The following is a 19,135-nucleotide window of genomic DNA, read 5'->3' as shown; positions in this document are numbered from 1 at the left end:
TGTCGCTGGCGTACTGCCTGCCTAGCCTGCTGGCTATGCGTGCCTTTCACCTTCAAGTCCTCCCGGTGCACCGGTGAGCGGTCGTCTACGCGAGATCGCCCGGCAGACGGTGGCGATCGCGGAGTCGGGGCGCTATCGCAATGACGCCGGGGACGAGGTCGTCCTCGGCGGGGCGATACGTGCCGCGATCGCCGGCACCCGTCATCACCTACCGGACGATGTGCTCGCACTGGGAAACGCGGAGCCCGGTGCCGGCACGGTGGAGGTGACGTACGAGTCGACGTTGCAGGCGGCCCACCGGGTTGGGTCCGATGCGGCGTGTCTCGTGTTCGCGTCGGCGAAGAACCCGGGTGGCGGGTTCCTCGGCGGGGCGAAGGCGCAGGAGGAGAGTGTCGCCCGCGCGTCGGCGCTGTACCCGTGTCTCCTTGCCGCGCCGGACTTCTATGCCTTCCACCGCGGGCAACGGGATCTGCGGTACAGCGACCGCGTCATCTACTCCCCGGATGTGCCCGTGTTCCGGGACGACAAGGGCAACCTGCTCGACCAGCCGTACACGACGTCGTTTCTGACCGCTGCGGCGCCGAACCTCGGCGCGATCATCCGCAACCAGCCCGAGCACACCACGGACGTGCCGGCGGTGCTGGCCCGGCGTGCGCGGCGGGTGTTGGAGGTCGCGGCCGCGCACGGGCGCCGAACAGTCGTACTGGGCGCATGGGGGTGCGGGGTTTTCCGCAACGATCCCGCGACGGTTGCCGACGCGTTCGCCGAGGCACTGCAGGTGGTCGACCGGTTCGACCACGTGGTGTTCGCGATCCGCGACGGCCTGCCGGGCACGCCCGTGTATCGCGCGTTCGTGCAACGCTTTCCACCAACCGCGGTGGACGGGGCCGGTGGCCCAGGTCGATGGTGAGCCTCGCAGCCGCCTCCGGGACGAGCAGTTCAGCCACGCGCACGACCGGCGGACCGACCAGGGCGTCGGTCGACACGGTCGGGTTGTCGAGACTGTGGGATGAGCGGTGGCCGGGTCGCTCGAAGCTGCGCGAATTCGGTGGTGCAGGTCGCGGCGGGCGTGCAAGGTAGGACTGCAGCAGGCGGCGAACGCCCGCCACCGCCATCAGAACGAGGAGTGCCAATGCGAGCAGCTTCCACGCTTCGGACCCTTTCCCGTCCTACCGTGGAGCTCTGCGTTGGCCTTGTTGAACCTCGGAATCGTCGCCCATGTTGACGCTGGAAAGACCAGCCTGACCGAACGCCTGCTCTACGAGGCAGGCGCCGTGTCCCAGCTCGGCAGTGTCGATGCCGGCACGACGCGGACCGACTCGATGGAGCTGGAACGCCGGCGCGGCATCACCATCCGGGCGGCCGTCACGTCGATCACGATCGGTGACCTGCGCATCAACCTGCTGGACACCCCCGGCCACCCCGATTTCATCGCGGAGGTCGAGCGTTCGCTGGCAGTGCTGGACGCCGCTGTGCTCGTCGTGTCGAGCGTGGAGGGGGTCCAGCCACAGACCGTCGCCATCTGGCGGGCGCTGCGCCGTATCGGCGTGCCAACGGTGTTCTTCCTCAACAAGGTGGACCGCCGTGGCGCCGACGTCGACCGGGTGATGGCCCAGGTGCGCAAACGGCTCGGGGCGCGTCCGGTCCTGCTCACCACTGTCGCCGGCCAGGGCGGTCGCGAGGCCCGGGTGCGGGCCGTGAGCCTCGACGCCGAACCGGTCGTGGCGGAGGTGGCGGAGGTCGACGACGCGGTGGCGGCGCGGTGGTTGACCGATCAGCAGGTACGCGTCCGCGACGTCCGGCGGGCGCTGCGGCGCGCGGTGCGCCGTGCCGAACTGATCCCGGCGGCGTGCGGCTCGGCGATCACCGGAGCCGGGGTACGCCAGCTGTGCGACATCCTGGCCGACCTGCTGCCGTACGGGGAGGCGCGGGACGGTCCGCTGGCGGGCACGGTCTTCGCCGTCGACCGGGACGGGCACGGCAGGCGTGTCTGGCTGCGGCTGTGGTCCGGGCGTCTGCGCGTACGCGATCGGGTGCGGCTCGGTGAGAGCCGCCCGCAGCCGGTGACCCAGATCGCCGTCATCGAGCCCGAAGGTGTGCTGGTGCGCCCCTCGGTGTCCGCCGGTCAGATCGCTGCGGTACGCGGCGTGTCGGCCCGGATCGGCCAGCACATCGGAGAACCGCCGCGGCGGCACGGCTACCGGTTCCCTCCGCCGACCCGGCAGGCGGTCGTCGAGCCGGTGGAGCCGGAGCAGCGCCTGGCGATGTTCGCCGGGCTGGCCGAGCTGGCCGACGAGGACCCGCTTGTGGACCTTCGCCTCGACGAGCAGCAGGCGGAGGCGGTGGTCCGCCTGCACGGCGAGGTCCAGAAGGAGGTGCTGGCCGCCCTCATGGAGGACCGGTACGGCGTCCGGGTGCGGTTCTCCGGCACGCTGACCGCCTGCATCGAGCGGGTCGTCGGCACCGGCGCCGCCGAGGAGCGGATCCACGAGCGCGGCAACCCGTACCTGGCCGGACTGGGGTTGCGCATCGAGGCCGCCCCGGTCGGGCACGGCGTCGAGTTCCGCCCCGGTGTCGAGCCCGGGCGGTTGCCGCCGGCGTTCGTCGCCGCCACGGAGGAGGGCGTGCGTGCCGCGCTGCGGCAGGGCCGGTACGGCTGGCCGGTCACCGACTGCACTGTCACCATGACGGCTTCCCGGTACTGGCCCCGACAGAGCAGGCCGCATCAGAAGTTCGACAAGTCGATCTCGACAGTGGCGGCGGACTTCCGCAATCTCGCCCCGGTGGTGGTCGCCGCCGCGCTGCGCCAGGCCGGTACCCGGGTGTGTCAGCCGATCGAGCGGTTCGACGTCAACCTTCCCCAGTCCGCGGTGGAGAGGGTACTGGCGCTGCTCGGCCGGCTCGGAGCGATCGTCCACGAGACCGCCGTCACCGGCGGCTACCTGGAGGTGAGCGGCACCCTGCCGTCCGCACGCGTTCCGGGGGTCGTCGCCGCCCTTCCCGATCTCACCGGCGGCGAGGCGGTCCTGACCACCACCTTCGACCACTACGCGCCTGTCATCGGTGCGGAACCCCAGACGCTGCCCCGGCGCGGACCCGACCCGGAGGATCGGGGGGCGTGGTTCCGAGCCGTGCCGAGATAGGCCCTTCCTCACTGTCGGTGATGACACAACTACTTCTCCGGACCGTGCAACTCCTGGGGCGGGTGGCTCCGTTCTACCTCCGTCACAGGGAGGCAATCGAAGTGAAAGCCGAAGACGAGCAGGCGTTCCGCGAGTTCGTGACGTCAGAGATGACGTCGCTGCGCAAGCTGGCGTACGTGACCTGCGGCGACTGGCATACGGCAGAGGACGCCGTGGCCAACGCGCTCATCAAGCTCTACCCGCGCTGGCGGAAGCTGGACCGGCCCGATCTCTACGTGAAGACGATGGTCTATCGGGCAGCGATCGACGAGACCCGGCGGCCCTGGCGGCGCGAGCGGTCGGCAGGGGACGCCATGCCGGAGGTCTCAGTGGGCGACCCGGTAAGTGCGGCCGACGAGCGGATGCGCCTGCGCGCAGCGCTCGACGCCGTGCCGGCCCGGCAGCGGGCAGCGGTCGTGTTGCGGCACTACCTGGGTCTGAGCCTGGAGGACACGGCCGGCGTCCTCAACTGCACTGTGGGCACGGCCAAGAGCCAGGTCTCCCGGGGCCTGGCGAAGCTGCGCGAGTCACTGGCCGCCGAGCGCATCAATCTCAACGGGAACCCGATGGAGGAGTGGACCAATGCAATTGCATGACCTGGTGGACGCCGTGACCGGCGACGAGCCACCGACGGCCCGTACCGTCGACGACATCATCCTGGCGGGCCGGCGGGCCGAGCGGCGTCGTCGGGCCGGGTTCGCGTCGGCCGGCGCGGCCGGTCTCGTCGTGGTCGCGGTCGCCGGCGCGTTCCTGCTGCCGGTCCTGGGCGCCGAGCAGGGCACCCCGGCCCCGGCCCCGGCGGGGGCGGCGGCGTCCGGGAACGGCGCGGCCGAGTGGCCCGATGCCGCGCCGTTCACCTTCACCTTCAAGGGGTACGACGCGGGCACGCTGCACGTGCAGGACCCGATCGTGGTGTCCACCGCGTACCAGATCGCCTCCGTCTACTCCGACGGCCACACCTCGAACGACAAGCCCGTCACCAAAGAGGAGGCCGAGGCGCAGGGCGACATCATCGAGCAGAAGAAGAAGGCCGCCGGCGGGAAGCCGTCCCTGTGGGCGTACCTGACCGTCTACCGGCCGGGTGCCTTCGACCCTGCCGGGATCAAGGATGGCAGGAACGTCACAGTGGCCGGGCGTAAGGCCGTGCAGGCGACACTGCCGGTCGGCCTCGATCCGCGGAACGTGTTGGACCCGCGAAACAAGCTGTTCGCCTGGGAGTACGCCGACAACGCCTGGGCTGCCGTCACGTCGGTCTCCACCGAGGAGGCCACCCCGAGCTTCGAGGACCTGGGCGGTCTGGTCGAGGGTCTGAAGCCCAGCCAGCCGACGCCGGCCCCGGTGCCGTTCACTGTTGGCTACGTGCCGCGGGGCTACAAGCCGCTGCAGATCGGCACGCACGCCATGCCCGGTCTCAGCGGCATCGCCACGGCCCGCGCCGGTGATTACGGCGGCGCGACGTACACCAAGCCCGCGGCGCCCACCTCGGGCCTGACCAGGCCGTACGACCAGGGCGAAGGCACCATCAAGGACGGGTTCCACATCTTCGTCACGCCGAGCGCCAGCTCGAACCAGTCGCCGGAGCCCGGCACGACGAGGTGTTACAACGCCTCCGACCGGCCTGGCGGCGGCCGCGAAGCCGGTGGCTTCTGCAACGTCTGGAGCGCCGACGGAAAGGTCGTCGTCCAGGTCAGCACCGATGGTCTCGGCAACGGACTGTCGCAGTCCGAGCTGGAGAAGATCGCCAAGGGGATCACGGTCGCCGACGTCAATGACGAGTCGACCTGGACCCCCGCCGCGAAGGCCCTCCAGCCGTAGCAACCAGCACCGTACCCCACGGGCGGCTCTCTACCATCGCTCGCTTCCCGGATGGCACAACGTGGTCACGGGCAACTGCCGGCAGTTTCGGCAGCTGCCCGTGACCGTCTGCGGAGGCGACAACTCTCTCGGCATGATCGAGAATGCCCAACGGCTCGAACAGAGGGCCTGGAGCCGCTTGCCTGAACGCCACCAGAGCGGATGGCGTCGATCAGGCGGTGAGGAAGGCGGTCAGCGTCCTGAGGTACTCGGCTGGAGCAGTCTGGTGAACCAGGTGGCCGGCCGCGATCGTCGTCAGCCGCGCGTCGGCCAGGCGATCGGCGAGTTCGGCGATGTGCTGCTGGGGGACCGGGCTGCTGGGTCCGCCGGCGATGAGCAGCGCTGGTGCCGTGATCCGGGCGACGATGTCGGCCCATCCCGGATCCGGGTCGTCGATCTGCGGCCGGACCTGCTCGACCATGCGCCAGTCGAACGGTAGATCCCCTGCGGGCCGCTCGGGAAGTGCTGGCGGTCGGGGGTGGAGGAACCCGATGTCCTCAAGGACGAGTTTGCGGACGAGTAGCGGTCGTTCGGCGGCCACTCGGCAGGCCACCAGGCCGCCGAGGGAGTGACCGACCAGGTCCACCGCGCCGATGTCCAACCGGTCGATGACGCCGATGACATCGTGTGCGAACAAATCCATCGTGTACGTGCCGGGCCAGTCACTGGCACCGTGGCCCCGCAGATCAACGGCGCACACCGTGCGGTCTACACGAAGGCCCGAGGCGATCACATCCCAGTCGCCTGTGGTCATGCCCGTGGCGTGGAGCAGCAGGGCGGGCGGCTTGTCCTCGTCGACGGCAGGCCACAGCCGCAATGAGAGGCGCACGTTTCCGACCATGATGTCCATGAGCTCAGGCACCTCCTGAGCCTCTCCAACAGTGGTCGCTGGCCGCAACACATTCCGCCGTGGGCAGAGCCCACCTTGCCGGGAGGGCCGGCCAGCTCACCTGACAGAGGCGACCGGATGCCGCGGCTTGGTGAGGCGGACGGCGTCGTGCGGGGTGCCTTCATCGGGGGTGAGGGCGGCATAGCCGGCGCGTTCGTACAGCTTGATGTTGCGGGTGCTGCGGCGGCCGGTGAACAGCTCGTAGTGCGCGGCCTCGTGGGGGGCCTGCTGCTCGACGTGCGTCAGGAGCCAGGTGCCGATTCCGTTGCCGGCCTGGTCGGGAGCGACCATGAGGCGACCGATCAGCCACGCACGCCCCTGCGCGCGGGCGCGCACCGCTGCCACGAGGCGTCCATGCCGCCGTACGCACCACAGTTGCCAGGTCGACATCGATTCGCGCAGTTCGTCGAGCGTCTCCCGCAGGGGCGCCAGGTCGAGGGTGTCGTTCGCGAGGGCCTCCTGCACCCAGCAGCACCGCTGGAGCACGAGCAGTTCGGCCAGGTCGTCGGGCTGGGCTGTGGTCAGCCGCAGCCCGTCGACAGGCCCGGTCAGCCCGGTGACGTCACTCTCGGGTTCGGTCCGCAGGGGCCGCATCGCTGAGGCCACCCGGGTCAGTTCAAGCAGCATTCTGCGGGCGGTCTCGTCGAGTCCTTCGGATTGCAGCACCTGTCCGTTGCTGGTGCTCTCGGCGATGCGCAGAGCGACGGTGGCGCCGATGGGCATCATCTTCAACGTGGTGACGACCTGCTTGGCCATCTGCACGGAGCGGGTGCCGGCCGAGGTGTTGCCGTAGCTGACGAACGCTACCGGCTTCCACGCCCACTCGTGGTAGAGGAAATCGAAGGCGTTCTTCAACGCCGCAGGCATTGCGTAGTTGTATTCGGGTGTCACCACGACGAACGCGTCAGCGGCGGCAACCCGTCGGCTCCACGCCCGGGTGTGCTCGTGTTCGTACACGCCGCTGGAGGGGTGCTCGGGCTCGTCGAGCAGCGGCAGCCCGATGTCGGCCAGGTCCGCGACGTCGAGAGTGACCGCGCCGGCGGTGGCCGCCGGAAGGGTTGCCTGGACGAACCAGTCGGCGATTGCTGGCCCCAGCCGTCCGGGGCGGGTGCTCGCGACGATGACCTGTACGTGCAGGGGTGGGGTCGACGCATTCGATGACATGTCATAGAAGTTAGCCGAGTTTTCAATGACGTGTCAACGAGTAGTACTGTGGCCAGGTGGACATCCGCTGGCTCAGCAAGGACGAGGAACACGCGTGGCGCTCCTTCCGGCGACTGCTGACAGCGCTGCCGGCACGGCTCAGCCGGGACCTGGCCCGCGACTCAGGGCTGTCGCCGGCCGACTACGAGGTGCTGAGCACGCTCTCGGAAAAGCCGAACCGGCGGTGGGCGCTCAAGGACCTCGCCGCCAAGATGGAGTGGTCGCGCAGCCGGCTGTCCCACCACGCGGCCCGCATGCAGGCGCGAGGGCTCATCGGCAAGGAGCCCGACCCGCAGGACGCCCGAGGCTGCATCCTGCACCTGACCGATGACGGCTTCACGGTGCTGGAAGAGGCCGCCCCGCACCACCTTCGGTCCGTACGAGCGCGGTTCCTCGATCATCTGAGCCCGGACGAACTCGCGGTGCTGCACAGGCTGTCGACCCGGATCGCCGACCTGCCGGACTGATGACCAGGGTCACCGGGCAGCCGGCGGTGCGGTGCTGCCACGGACGACGAGGGTCGTGCCGAGTTCGTACCGTTCCTGGGCCAGGCGGCCACCGTCGGCAAGCGCCAGGGCCAGCCGGGCAGCAGTGGCACCGATCTCACCGAAGGGCTGTCGTATCGTGGTCAGGGGCGGGGTCAGCCATGGCGCGTGATCGATGTCGTCGAAGCCGGTGACGCTGAGGTCCTCCGGAATCCGCAGGCCACGAGCGCGAGCCGCGGTGTACAGGCCCAGCGCCTGTAGGTCGTTGCCGCAGACGACGGCGCTCGGCGGCGCGTCCTGGGCAAGCAAGTCGGCGCCGAGTTCGTTGCCGTCGTCGAAGCTGAAGACGCCGCGTCGTTCGAGGGTCTCGTCGAACGGAACGCCTGCGTAGTCCAACGCGGCGCGGAAGCCGTCCAGGCGAGCCCGCGCGGACAGGTCGTTGACCGGCCCGGTGATCACACCGATCCGCCGGTGCCCGAGGTCGAGAAGATGCCGGGTGGCGGCGAGAGCGCCACTCCAGTTGTTCGCCCCGACGGCAGGCGTGGGGGAGAGGTCACTTGTCGGATCGATGGCGACCAGCGGTATGCCGCCTGCGGCGAACCGCTTGCCGTCGTCGGCGGTGATGAGCGAGAACGCGGTGATGACGGCGGCCGGCTGGCGCAGGAGCAGGGGCTCCACCCACGGTTGGCCCGCCAGTATTCGCCGCCGGACATCGCTGAAGCCGACCGTGTGGTCCCTCGGGCCGGCAACCTCCTGCACACCGCGCAGGATCTCCATGGCGATCGAGGGCAGCATCTGGTGAAAGACCACCTCGATGCAGCGGGACGCGCCGCTGGCCTGTCGTCGGCGGTAACCGTGGTCGCGGAGCAGCGCCTCCACCCGCAGTCGGGTCTGCTCGCCCACGCCCCCTCGGCCGTTGAGGACCTTGGAAACCGTCGGTGGGGAGACCCCGGCCAGCTCGGCGATCGTGGCGATGGGCAGGTCACCGCGCCAGGGCTTGCGGGATTGGCGTCCGTGGCCTTCATCGATCACGAACGAAATTCTACGGGTGGACCGTGGCCCGCCCGGTCAGCCGGTACGCCGCAGCCGCGTACCGGTCAGCCCGCACTGAAATGTTCGCGACAACATTTCGTGCCCTGGTGTTGCGCCGATGGTCCTCGGTCGTCATCGCGCCTGAGGTCGGAGCGTGCCACGTAGGCGCGGCACAAGAAATCACTTTCGCGAAACTCGACGGCGCATCTTGACGAGACGCCCTCCAATCCACGAAAGTCGATGCGGGCACGGTGGCGCTCCGGCTGGGAGCACGGACGCCGCCAGACATCGACGACTTCAGCGCCGGGTGCGACGGGCCGCCCTGTTAGCGCTAACGATGAATCCCCGCAGCAGAGCATCAAACCCCGCTCCGGGCGGACGTAACGCGCCCAGCGGCAGCACCCGGAACGTCTCCAGCAAGGACCTGGACGGCTGGGTGCCTCCACGCCAACCGGGGCGCACCGTCAGTGACCGGCGACGACCGTCCCTCACCCGTACCGCCTCTGATCCGGGCGGCCCCGAACACCTAGGAGATTGTCGATGAGAAGACCGAGAAAGACCACGATGGCCATGATGTCGGCGGGTGCCGTCCTTCTGGCATCGACGGCGGTGGCGGCAGCCGTACCGGCCGGTGCCGCTGCCGCTGGCTGTTCGGTCGACTACGCCGTGCCGTCGCAGTGGCAGGGCGGCTTCGGGGCCAACGTCGTCATCACCAACCACGGTGATGCGGTGTCGGGTTGGACGCTGACCTGGTCCTACGGCGCCGGCCAGACGGTGACGCAGGCGTGGAACGCGACGGTGACCCAGAGCGGCGCGGCAGTCACGGCCACTAACGTCAGTTACAACGGGGCCATCCCCACCAACGGGACGGCGTCATTCGGCTTCAACGGTTCGTGGACCGGCAGCAACCCGGCTCCGACCAGCTTCGCGCTGAACGGGGTGGCCTGCACCGGCGGCACGACGCCGACGACTCCCGCGCCGACCACTCCCGCGCCGACGACCCCGCCACCGACCACTCCGCCCCCGACCACCCCACCGCCGACCGGGCCGGCGGACATCACCGTGAACAGCGCCACCAGGTACCAGACGGTCGACGGATTCGGTGCCGCCCAGTCGATCTGGGGTAGCGCGTGGTCGACTGCCGAGACGCAGACTCTGGTCGGGATGGGACCCAACCAGTTGGGGCTGTCGATCGTGCGTACCGGTCTCTCGCCGGTGTCCAGTGAGTGGGCGACGCACGTGAACTCGTTGAAGACGGCGAAGGCGTCCGGGTCGAACGTGAAGATCCTCGCCTCGCCGTGGACGGCACCTGCGGCGTGGAAGACAAACAACAGCCGGGTCAACGGCGGCAAGCTGAGGACCGACTACTACGACGACTACGCCAATCACCTGAACAGCTACGTCCAGTACATGCGTGGCCAGGGTGTGACCATCGACGTGACATCGGTGCAGAACGAGCCGGACTGGCACCCGGACTACGACTCGATGGACTGGAGCGGCACCGAACTGCGCACCTTCGTGCGGGACCAGGGCGCCAAGGTGCAGAACACCAAGCTGATGGTCGCCGAGGCGGTGAACCTGAACTACAACTTCACCGATCCGACACTGAACGACGCGACAGCCCGCAACAACATCGGCTACATCGGCGGGCACCTCTACGGCACCGAGGAGTCGGGCCGGCTGCGGCCGTACTCCCTGGCCGAGCAGCACAACAAGCCGGTCTGGATGACCGAGTGGAACCTGCACGCGGCGGACGGCGGTGGCTCCAACATCTGGGGCAACCCCGCCAACGCGGCGGTCTGGAACGAGACGCTCGACGACATCATGCGTACGGTGCACAAGTCGATGGAGGCCAACTGGAGCGCCTACATCTGGTGGTACGGCAAGCGCTACTACTCCTTCATCGGTGACGGCGAGTCCGCGTACGGGACCGTCGCGGGCGCTCCGCTCAAGCGCGGGTACGCCTTCTCGCAGTACGCGAAGTACGTGCGCCCCGGTTACCAGCGTGTCGCCCTGACGAAGAGTTCCAAGGCGTCCCCGCTGGAGGTGACCGCCTACCAGGGCGACGGGAAGATCACTCTGGTGATCCTCAACAGGTCGAACAGCGCGGTCAACAACGCAGTGGTCCAGGCCCCGCAGAACGTCACACGGGCGGAGCACTACCTCACCTCGCAGAACGCCAACGCCGCCAGTCAGCCGACAGCCGTCAACGGGGGTCAGGCCACCATCAACGTGGGTGCACGCAGCATCTCCACCCTCGTCTTCACCCTCTGAGGCAGCTCACCGGGCTCGTCGCCATCCGGTCGGGCCTGTGGGAGCGGTACATCGACCGCACCCACAGGCCCGGCCTGTCGGGCCAGGGCCTCCGGCGTCAGCCCGCGACCGAGCGGAAGACCGGGTAGTAGCCGCCGGACTGGCCTGCCGCGGTCGGGTGGTAGGAGATGCCGATGTTCGCGAAATTCAAGGCGTGCAGCCACTTGTCGCCGTAGCTGCACAGCTGGTGCCCGACGAACTTCGACCGTACGTCGGCGAAGGTGAAGCCGGCGGCCTGGGCGGCGCTTCGGGTGATGTCATCGACCAGGTTGATGCCCTCGTTGATCTTCGCGCGGGAGGTGGCGCTGAGCCCGACACACGTCGTGCCGAGCTGGTAGAAGACCGGGTAACCGACGACCACCACCCGGGCCGAGGGCGCCCGGGTGCGGATTCCGTTGTAGACGGCGCGGAGCAGGTTGGCGAGATCGGCCCGGGCCTTGTCCTGGGCGGCCTGCACGGCGGCCACGCAGTCGGTGGTCCCGTAGAGCACGCAGGTGGTCATGATGCTGCCGAAGCCGACGTCGTTGCCGCCGACAGTGACGCTGACAAGTGTGGTGGTGGCACTGAGCGCGCTGAGCTGCGTGTTGATCACACTAGTGGTGGTGGCTCCGGAGCAGGCAACCGAGCGGTACGACGCGGGTCGCACGTTGGTGGCGTACAGCGCCGGGTAGGCGTTGGTGCTGCGCTGACAGGAACCGCTTTCGGCGGTGTAGCTACCGGCGCCCACCCCTGAGGAGTAGGAGTCGCCGAGGGCGACGTAATGGTCGGCGGGGGCAGCCTGGGCTGGCGCTGTCAGGGTGAGGGTTGCACCCAGGGCCGCGGCCAGGCCCAGGGTGAGGGTTGCCAGACGGGATCTCCACACGTCGCGCTCCGGTGGGTAGGAGGATCGGTGTGAAATAGATACCACTAAATATTGATGTAGGAAAGATTCCTGCGAGCCCAGCCGCTGCTGATCGGCCTACAGTGCTCGCCGCCGGGCTCACGCCTCGCGCGGGACGACGCTCACCTGCCACGCCGTTCCTGGGGAGGCAGCGCCCAAAGACCGGTGCTGGGACAGCGCGTCAGAGCCGGGCCGAGCGGACCGGCTCGGTGCGGGGGCGACCGACGCGAAACACCGCGAGAGGTGTGCCGCCCACCCGCTCGGCGAGCCGAGCGGCCGTCGCCGGACAGTCGATGAGCTGGCTGAGCGGATGGACCGTCAGGCCGTGCCGGGCGAGAGTCAGCCACGTACGCAGAAGGCGCCTGCCTGCGGCGATGCGGTCGTCGCCGTCGGCGAGCAGGACCAGGATGCTGCCGTCGTAGCGCAACAGACCGCGACCGCTGGCGGCCAACAGGGCCGCAAGGCCGAGCCGGCGGGCGGCGGGGTACGCGCGAAGCGCTGTGGACAGGGCCCACGCTTCGGACCGGGACAGGGCGAGGGCCCGGTCCGTGAGTCCGTCGAGGTGATACCGAGGGTGGCGCGGGCTGAGGCGCAGCCAGTCACGCAACTCGACAGCGACGGCTGGCGTGCCGAACATCCAGCGGTCGGCGACCTCCAGATCCGGTGCGAGATCCCGGGTCGCAACGTGCGCGATGCCGGGCTCCAGCTCCGCGATGACATCGGCGTCGACGTACCCGGGCTCGTAGGGACCACGGGCGACCCGGCGGGCCTCGACGTCGGCGATCGTGAAGGGAGTCCGGTAGCGGTCCGCCGCGGGGATCAGTTGCGGGCCGGGGGCCGCGGTGACGGAGAGACCGAGTTCGGCGGAGACGATGAGGCAGGTCTCCACGAATGCGCCGATGCCGAGGGCCAGATCGCGGCCGGTCGGGTCGGAGTCGGGCAGGCTGCGGGCCGCGTCGACATCGATGACGATCCTGTCGGCGTGGTACTCCGGTCGCCACGGCTGCGTGTTGTGCGCGCTCGGTGCCCGGTTGCAGATCGCCTCGTTGGCCCGCAGCTGCTCCACCCAGCTCACGCCGTCGCCCTCTCGTAGAAGGTGTACCCGTGCAGGGGCCGCCCGCCGGCGCGCCGGTACTGGGCTGCCGAGGCGTCGTTCGTCCGCTCGACGAAGGTGCTGCGCAAGGTGCGGTACCGGTTGCTGGCGAGGTTGCGATGCAACTCCCGGGACAGCAGCGTCAGGTACCCCTTGCCCTGCTCGTCGGGCACGGTGCCCTTGATGATGAGGACGGCGTCGCGCCGGTATCTGTCGCGGGTGGCGAGGAGACGGAGCTGGTTGATGACGCCGAGCCGACCGCCGACGCGCATGAGGTACTCGGAGATGTCCGGCACCGTGACGACGAACGCGACGGGTCGGCCGGCCTTTTCCAGCCAGAGCAGAAGCGCCTCGTCGAGCAGGAACGCGAGGCCGTCCGTCTGCTCTGCCAGCTGCTCGGCGGAGATGGTGGTGTAGTAGCCGAGCTGGGCGAAGCTCGCGTTGAGCATCTGCCGCAGGATCGGCAGCTGGCGGCGCAGGCGCCACCGGGAGCCGCGCCGGATGACGAGCTGTTCGGCGTCGATCCGGGCGTCGTCGAAGGCGAACCCGTGGTCGGGGTCGCCGGTGGCCGTACCGTCGAGGTCCACAAGCCAGGTGTCCGCCTCGAAGCGACGGTGGAAGCCGTGCCGCTCGTACATCATCGGGTAGTAGGCGGGGTTCCACGCGGAGTCCACGAAGCCACGGTCGGCGTAGCCGGAAGTGATCACCCCGCCGGTCTGGTTCGGAAGCTGCGCCACCGGACCGAAGAGCGGTCGGCCGTCGGCCCTGGCCTCGACGCCGTCCATGATGGCGGCGAAGACGTCGTCGTCATCGACGAACTCGGTGTGCCCGAACAGCTGTCGGGGGCCCACCTTGGCGTCGAAGGCCGTGCTGCGGTGCATGCTGGTGCGCCCCACGACGGCGCCGTGTCGATCGCGGACCAGGAACAGCTCGGCGGTACGGCTGTGATTCGCGATCACCGATGACAGCAGAGGCACGTACCTGTCGGTCGGGTGGAGCCGGAGCGGGAAGTCGACGAACGCCCGCAGGTCTGCCCGCGACCGCACGGGAACCAGTCTCATCCGCGATGCACCGCCGGGCCGGACGTCTCGGTGGACAGGGGAGTGAAGGTCGGGATGTGTGCCATGCCGTCGGACTCGGCCCGCCAGACGCCGTTGCTGTAGCCCTGGGGCTCGGCGTTGTAGAGGCGGATGTAGCCGCCTGTCGCGTTCTTCGTGCCGTGATCGGTCACCCAGCACATGAGGTCGCGGTGGTGGCGGCTGCGGGCGAACTTCAGCAGCGCGTCGCGGTCGCTGAAGAAGGCGATGGTGCCGAGAGTGAAGGGGAACTGGTAATACACGGTGTGCCACCGGTATCCGTCCATCCGCTTCATCTGCCGAACCATCTTGAACCACACCCGGGTGAGCGTGAGGATCGAGCGCGGCCCCCGGTAGCGGGTGGCGCCGACGAACATCGCCGTCGCCTGGCCCACCGGAGGCGCGGCCGAGAAGTCGCTGGTCCTCACACCGTCACGCCCTTCACCAGGTACACGTTCTTGATCCTAGAGGCGGCGTCGGCGAACGGCCCGGTGCCGAACTCGTGGACCTCCACCCGCAGGTCGGCGGCGGACGGATCCTCGGCGAGGGACTCGGCAAAATCGCGGCTGACCTGGGCGAGGTGACGCAGGACCCCCGCGCGGCAGGTGTCCACGAGGCTTCGCCGCTCATCGGAGCCGAGTGTCAGGTGCTCGCGAAGTTGCAGGTGGATGACCGGCCGGGTCTCCAGGTCGGCCTGTTCGGTCAACTCCAGGCAGAAGCTCTGCAGCAGGTGCGCCTGCGAATTGCCTGTGTAGAGGCCGTACTCGACGTCCTGCGGGTAGATGTTGGCACCCATGTAGGAGATCGTGCTGTCCTTGCGGCCGTACAGGAACAGCAGCGGCAGCCGCATCCGGTCGACCTGCCAGGCGCGCTCCGCGTCGGCCCGCGCCTCGGGGTCGACGATGGCTGCCACAACCTCCGGGTACGACACCAGCCGGCCCTCGTCGCCGATGTTGTAGCGGACCCGGGGATTGAGCACCGCCGTCGAGTTGATCGTGCAGAGGACCTCCTGGTCCGGGGTGGTCTCCAGGTACGTCTCCAGCGGGTTGTACTGGAAGACCATCGGCAGCCGATGCTCGTCCGCCCCCAGCAGGGCGGTCCGCAGCGCGACGTCGGTACGCAGACGCCGGCGGACCCAGACGCTGAAGTCGGTCTCACCGGCGATGCCGATGGTGAGGTCGCTGGCCCCGTAGCCGGAGCGCACCTTGACGAACCGCTCCTGGAGATAGTCGCGCAGCGCCTCGGTCATCCCCTCACCGCCGACCAGGCCACTGATGCGGTACTCGGCCCACGGGAAGTCCTCGGCGTCGAGTTTGTCGCGCAGATGCTTCAGGAACGGGGGGTACGCGGTGACGATGTAGTCGAAGCCGGGCCCGAAGTACCGCAGGGTGTCGATGATCTTCTGCAGGTCCGGTCCGGTGTTCTTCACCATGGCGATCGTGGACATGGCGATGCCGGTGTTGGTTCCGGTGGCCCAGGCGCCCATCGAGTACGCGTTGATGACGAACCGCCGCTTCGACGGAAACACCATTGTGGCGTAGCCGGCCAGGTTCTTGTGGACCGAGCGCAACTCCCGGCGGCTGCGGATCCAGTTGAAGGGCTGACCGGACGAACCCGACGACTCGTCGACAACGCTGCCGGCGATCTCGATCTCACCGTGCCAGCAGCGCTGCGCCTCCGGGTACGCCTGCACGTAGGACCGCTTGTCGGTGGGCGGGTACGACGACAGGTCGAACCACCGGAACCGCCAGTTGTTGCGGCGCAGGTAGTCGCCGTACGCGGGCACGTCGATAGCGGCGAACTGGCAGGTCATCCAGGCGTGCAGTCGGGCGAAGCGCCCCATGTACGGACGATACTGACGTGCGGTGAGCCGCCACATAGCCGGATGGATCCGGTACAGCGTGTAGAGCCAGGTCAGGGCGAAGCTCGCGAAGCGCAACGTCCAACGGCGCAGGAATGTCACCACGCGCCCAGGCTATTGGACCTTCGGGTCGGTCGCCTGATGCCGGATACTCGGCCGTCCTGAGTATCCGGACCCAGCCGCCGCCCACCGGGAGGGTCTGCCGCTGCGACAGCTGAAGCGTACTCCGCGTCAATGGTCCGAGGCGGCAACCACGAGTACGGTTTCGGTTCTCGACAGGCACCGGAGGGAGCGAGGGTGACGCAGCAGAGAGCGTTGGTGGTCCGGGGCGGCTGGGAGGGACACCGGCCGGTCGAGGCGACGGAGTTGTTCATCCCCTTCCTCGAACGAAGTGGCTATGCCGTACGGGTCGAGGAGTCGACGGAGATCTACGCCGATGCCGCCGAGATGGCCGGCACCGACCTCGTGGTGCAGTGCATGACGATGTCGCAGATCACCGCGGAGCAGTCGGCGGGCCTCAGCGCGGCGGTCATCGCCGGTACGGGGTTCACCGGCTGGCACGGCGGCATCGTGGACTCGTTCCGCGCCTCAGCTGAGTACCTGCATCTGGTGGGTGGCCAGTTCGCTACCCATCCGGGTCGGGAGCCGTGCGAGCGTCGCGGCGGCGAGGAGGACAACTTCCTGCCGCACACCGTGCGCATCACCGACCTCGGCCGGGAGCACCCGATCACCGCCGGAATCGAGGACTTCGACCTGGTCACCGAGCAGTACTGGGTGCTGCACGACGACCTGATCGACGTCCTGGCCGTCACTACCCATCCGACGCAGGGGTGGCATCCGTGGCACCGGCCGGTCACCTCGCCGGCGATCTGGACCCGACTCTGGGGTGCCGGGCGCGTCGTCGTGACCACCCCGGGGCACAGCCTCGACGTGCTGGAGCACACGAGCGTCCGTACCGTCATCGAGAGGGGGATGGTGTGGGCGACCCGCACCGCGTCGGCGTCGTAGGTCTCGGGGTCATCTCCCGCGCGTACCTGGACACACTCGCGAACCACCCGGCGGTGACCATCGCGGCGTTGGCCGACCTCGACGCCACCCGGTCGGCCGCGGCGGCGGCCACCGTCCCCGGGGCCGAGGCGGTGACCGTCGAGGCTCTGCTCGCCCGCCCGGACGTGCAGACGGTGCTCAACCTGACGATCCCCGCGGCGCACGCCGAGATCTCGCTCGGCGCGATCGACGCGGGCAAGAACGTGTACGTCGAGAAGCCGCTCGCCGTGACGTTCGAAGACGGCCGCTCGATGGTCGAACGCGCCGCGTCGGCCGGTGTCCGCGTCGGGTGCGCGCCGGACACCGTCCTGGGCACTGGTACGCAGACGGCGCGGGCGGCGATCGACGGCGGGCTCATCGGCCGCCCGTTGTCCGCGTCGGCAGTCATGGTCACGCCGGGGCACGAGCGCTGGCATCCCCACCCCGACTTCTACTACGCCCCGGGCGGCGGCCCGTTGCTGGACATGGGGCCGTACTACATCTCGGCGCTCATCCACCTGCTCGGACCGGTCCGCGCGGTGAGCGGAGCCGCCAGCCGCCTGCGCGCCGAGCGCGTCATCGGCTCGGGCCCGCGCCTCGGCCAGCGTATTCCGGTCGAGGTGGACACCCACGTGTCAGGCGTCCTCGAACATGTAAACGGTGCTCTCTCCAGCATCACCATGAGCTTCGACGGCGTCGCGACGACTGCCGCACCGATCGAGGTGCACGGGGAGACCGGCACTCTCGCCGTACCCGATCCGAACAACTTCGACGGTCAGGTCCGCCTCTGCGCGCTCGGCAGCACCGAATGGCGCGTTCTCGAACCGCAGGCCGGTTACGCCGAGGCGTCCCGGGGCGTCGGTCTGATCGACCTTGTCACCGCCGACGGTGAGCGTCCGCCGCGCGCAGGAGGCGACGTCGCGCTGCACGTACTCGACGCGATGACCACAGTGCTCAAGTCGGCGGCCGAGGGCCGGCGGATGGAGCTGACGACGGTGGTGCAGCGACCCGCACCAGTACCGCTCACGCCTCGGCGAGCAGCATCCGCAGCCCTTCGGCGAGGTCGGCGCTCCTGGTGACCCGCTGGGCGAACGGCAGCCGGACGTCGGTGTGCCGGCCCGGCGCCTCGGCGCGGAGCACGATGCCGTCGGCGTCGACGGCGACCGGTACGACTCGCGTCGCCCCGGCGGTCAACGCGGGGTCGACACGCGCGGCGAGCTGATCGAGGAGATCACCGTGCCGGTCGGTGAGGTGTTGCAGGTGTCCGGCTTCGTCGGTGGCGAGCGGGTCCGGCCGCGCGCCACGGTAGGTGCTGACGCTCACCGTGGTGTCACCGATGTCGTCGGTGAGGCCGACCTCGACCGGTTCGACGGCCCACAGCGCGACGGGGGGCAGGTCGAGCAGGGACATGACGGTGTCGCAGTCGCAGGAATCCAGGATGCCCGAGTCGAACCGGCGAGCGGTGCCCTGCATCCACACCCTGGCCCGCACGCGGGAGCGTACGGCGACCGGGACGAGTTGTGTCACGTCGAGCCGTACCGCGCCCGGCCGACCGCGAGCCGCGACCAGCAGGCCGCCGGTCCGGCTCATCGCATCCACGGCGAGGATCACAGTGCCGTCGGGCAGGACGGCGTGTGACTCGATGAGGTCGGCGCAGGCGTCGCCCAGCCGAAGCCGCAGGGACGGGGCGGCGGCCAGGGCCGATCGTGCCGTCACGGCGGCCCGATCAGCCGGTACGGCAGCGTGCGCGGGATCCGCCAGCTCCGCTGATCGTCCGGCTGGGTGGAGCACCATGTCAGTCCCCTTGGCCTGTAGTGAATGTGAATCGGCCTCGGATCGTGACAGTAGTAGGTAAGGCTACCCTTTGCCAAGGTGGTGCCGTGCCGTAGGTGTGATGTCACGTCGGCACGCGCCAGTGGCCGTCAGGCAGGCTGGTAGGTGAGGCAGTCGCTGACGGTGGCACCCGGGCCGACGGTGATGGACTCGGCTGTGCAGGCGAGGTTGGCGTTGTAGGTGCACTCGGAGCGCGCACACGCGCCCACCGCGCCTGTCACCTCGGGGATGCCGCCCTGCATCGAAGACTCGACGAACGTGGCGCAGGAGGCGGCGTCGCCCGTCGAGGCCACGGTGATCGCCGGAGCGTGACAGCCCTTGGCGTTGAAGCTGCACGCGGTCGCGGCACATTCACGCACGGGGGGCGACTGGAGCAGAGTTTTCATGATGTTCTCCCAAACCGTAAGG

Annotated in this window: 17 protein-coding genes and 1 pseudogene; 8 read left to right on the top strand and 10 right to left on the bottom strand. The window is 69.3% G+C overall.

The genetic code is table 11. The annotated features are described in order from the left end of the window. Positions 1 to 73: 73 nt before the first annotated feature. From ACPXB1_RS24115 to ACPXB1_RS24100, 4 genes are all read left to right on the top strand, one after another. A complete protein-coding gene (locus tag ACPXB1_RS24115; protein WP_425735807.1) occupies positions 74 to 910 on the top strand; it encodes a TIGR02452 family protein in 837 nt (278 codons plus the stop codon). A gap of 277 nt (positions 911 to 1,187) precedes the next feature. Continuing rightward, complete coding sequence (locus ACPXB1_RS24110; protein ID WP_355593321.1) at positions 1,188 to 3,143, top strand: translation factor GTPase family protein; 1,956 nt, start codon at positions 1,188 to 1,190, stop codon at positions 3,141 to 3,143. A gap of 101 nt (positions 3,144 to 3,244) precedes the next feature. After that, on the top strand, positions 3,245 to 3,778 hold the full coding sequence (locus ACPXB1_RS24105; protein WP_355628090.1) for a SigE family RNA polymerase sigma factor: 534 nt from the start codon (positions 3,245 to 3,247) through the stop codon (positions 3,776 to 3,778). Then, positions 3,765 to 4,997, top strand: coding sequence for a hypothetical protein (locus ACPXB1_RS24100; RefSeq protein WP_355593325.1), 1,233 nt, complete (start codon positions 3,765 to 3,767; stop codon positions 4,995 to 4,997). The genes ACPXB1_RS24105 and ACPXB1_RS24100 overlap by 14 nt, the downstream gene beginning before the upstream one ends. 211 nt (positions 4,998 to 5,208) lie before the next feature. Here the strand turns inward: ACPXB1_RS24100 and ACPXB1_RS24095 are convergent, their stop codons facing one another. Next, positions 5,209 to 5,898: an alpha/beta fold hydrolase gene (locus ACPXB1_RS24095; protein WP_355593327.1), complete on the bottom strand. Its 690-nt coding sequence runs from the start codon at positions 5,896 to 5,898 to the stop codon at positions 5,209 to 5,211. Between the two features lie 84 nt (positions 5,899 to 5,982). Then, complete coding sequence (locus tag ACPXB1_RS24090; RefSeq protein ID WP_425735806.1) at positions 5,983 to 7,089, bottom strand: GNAT family N-acetyltransferase; 1,107 nt, start codon at positions 7,087 to 7,089, stop codon at positions 5,983 to 5,985. A 56-nt stretch (positions 7,090 to 7,145) separates the two neighbouring features. Between ACPXB1_RS24090 and ACPXB1_RS24085 the strand changes: the two genes are divergently transcribed. Further along, positions 7,146 to 7,595 (top strand): MarR family winged helix-turn-helix transcriptional regulator, encoded by a 450-nt coding sequence (locus ACPXB1_RS24085; protein ID WP_355593331.1) that lies wholly within the window; start codon positions 7,146 to 7,148, stop codon positions 7,593 to 7,595. A gap of 9 nt (positions 7,596 to 7,604) precedes the next feature. Here the strand turns inward: ACPXB1_RS24085 and ACPXB1_RS24080 are convergent, their stop codons facing one another. After that, entirely contained in the window at positions 7,605 to 8,645 is a 1,041-nt protein-coding gene (locus tag ACPXB1_RS24080; protein WP_355593333.1) for a LacI family DNA-binding transcriptional regulator, read from the bottom strand. 540 nt (positions 8,646 to 9,185) lie between these two features. Between ACPXB1_RS24080 and ACPXB1_RS24075 the strand changes: the two genes are divergently transcribed. Then, positions 9,186 to 10,919, top strand: a complete 1,734-nt coding sequence (locus ACPXB1_RS24075) for a cellulose binding domain-containing protein (RefSeq protein ID WP_355593335.1) — start codon at positions 9,186 to 9,188, stop codon at positions 10,917 to 10,919. A 97-nt stretch (positions 10,920 to 11,016) separates the two neighbouring features. Here the strand turns inward: ACPXB1_RS24075 and ACPXB1_RS24070 are convergent, their stop codons facing one another. The 5 genes from ACPXB1_RS24070 to ACPXB1_RS24050 all read right to left on the bottom strand — a co-directional run bounded on the left by ACPXB1_RS24070 (position 11,017) and on the right by ACPXB1_RS24050 (position 15,973). Further along, positions 11,017 to 11,820, bottom strand: coding sequence for an SGNH/GDSL hydrolase family protein (locus ACPXB1_RS24070; RefSeq protein ID WP_355593337.1), 804 nt, complete (start codon positions 11,818 to 11,820; stop codon positions 11,017 to 11,019). A gap of 199 nt (positions 11,821 to 12,019) precedes the next feature. Further along, positions 12,020 to 12,913 carry a hypothetical protein gene (locus ACPXB1_RS24065; protein WP_355593338.1) on the bottom strand — a complete coding sequence of 298 codons (894 nt, stop codon included), beginning with the start codon at positions 12,911 to 12,913 and terminating at the stop codon, positions 12,020 to 12,022. Further along, on the bottom strand, positions 12,910 to 13,992 hold the full coding sequence (locus ACPXB1_RS24060; RefSeq protein ID WP_355593340.1) for a hypothetical protein: 1,083 nt from the start codon (positions 13,990 to 13,992) through the stop codon (positions 12,910 to 12,912). The genes ACPXB1_RS24065 and ACPXB1_RS24060 overlap by 4 nt, the downstream gene beginning before the upstream one ends. Next, complete coding sequence (locus ACPXB1_RS24055) at positions 13,989 to 14,435, bottom strand: DUF4188 domain-containing protein (protein WP_355593342.1); 447 nt, start codon at positions 14,433 to 14,435, stop codon at positions 13,989 to 13,991. The genes ACPXB1_RS24060 and ACPXB1_RS24055 overlap by 4 nt, the downstream gene beginning before the upstream one ends. Further along, positions 14,432 to 15,973 carry a phenylacetate--CoA ligase family protein gene (locus ACPXB1_RS24050; RefSeq protein WP_355593344.1) on the bottom strand — a complete coding sequence of 514 codons (1,542 nt, stop codon included), beginning with the start codon at positions 15,971 to 15,973 and terminating at the stop codon, positions 14,432 to 14,434. Before ACPXB1_RS24050 ends, ACPXB1_RS24055 begins: the two co-directional genes overlap by 4 nt. 192 nt (positions 15,974 to 16,165) lie before the next feature. Between ACPXB1_RS24050 and ACPXB1_RS24045 the strand changes: the two genes are divergently transcribed. Both ACPXB1_RS24045 and ACPXB1_RS24040 read left to right on the top strand, forming a co-directional pair. Continuing rightward, a complete protein-coding gene (locus ACPXB1_RS24045) occupies positions 16,166 to 16,876 on the top strand; it encodes a ThuA domain-containing protein (protein ID WP_355593345.1) in 711 nt (236 codons plus the stop codon). Continuing rightward, on the top strand, positions 16,846 to 17,973 hold the full coding sequence (locus tag ACPXB1_RS24040; protein WP_425735805.1) for a Gfo/Idh/MocA family protein: 1,128 nt from the start codon (positions 16,846 to 16,848) through the stop codon (positions 17,971 to 17,973). The genes ACPXB1_RS24045 and ACPXB1_RS24040 overlap by 31 nt, the downstream gene beginning before the upstream one ends. On the opposite strand, the pseudogene ACPXB1_RS24035 reads toward ACPXB1_RS24040, so the two are convergent. Both ACPXB1_RS24035 and ACPXB1_RS24030 read right to left on the bottom strand, forming a co-directional pair. Next, a pseudogene (locus ACPXB1_RS24035) lies at positions 17,921 to 18,688 on the bottom strand (DUF2470 domain-containing protein); the annotation flags it as partial. The gene ACPXB1_RS24040 and the pseudogene ACPXB1_RS24035 overlap by 53 nt on opposite strands. 128 nt (positions 18,689 to 18,816) lie before the next feature. Continuing rightward, a complete protein-coding gene (locus tag ACPXB1_RS24030) occupies positions 18,817 to 19,113 on the bottom strand; it encodes a DUF1540 domain-containing protein (protein WP_355593349.1) in 297 nt (98 codons plus the stop codon). Positions 19,114 to 19,135: the final 22 nt, after the last annotated feature.

This window comes from Micromonospora sp. DT68 (genome assembly GCF_049847245.1).
GTDB lineage: Bacteria > Actinomycetota > Actinomycetes > Mycobacteriales > Micromonosporaceae > Micromonospora > Micromonospora profundi.
The sequence above is the reverse complement of the archived record's forward strand: the minus strand, read 5'-3'. Positions and strand labels throughout refer to the sequence as shown.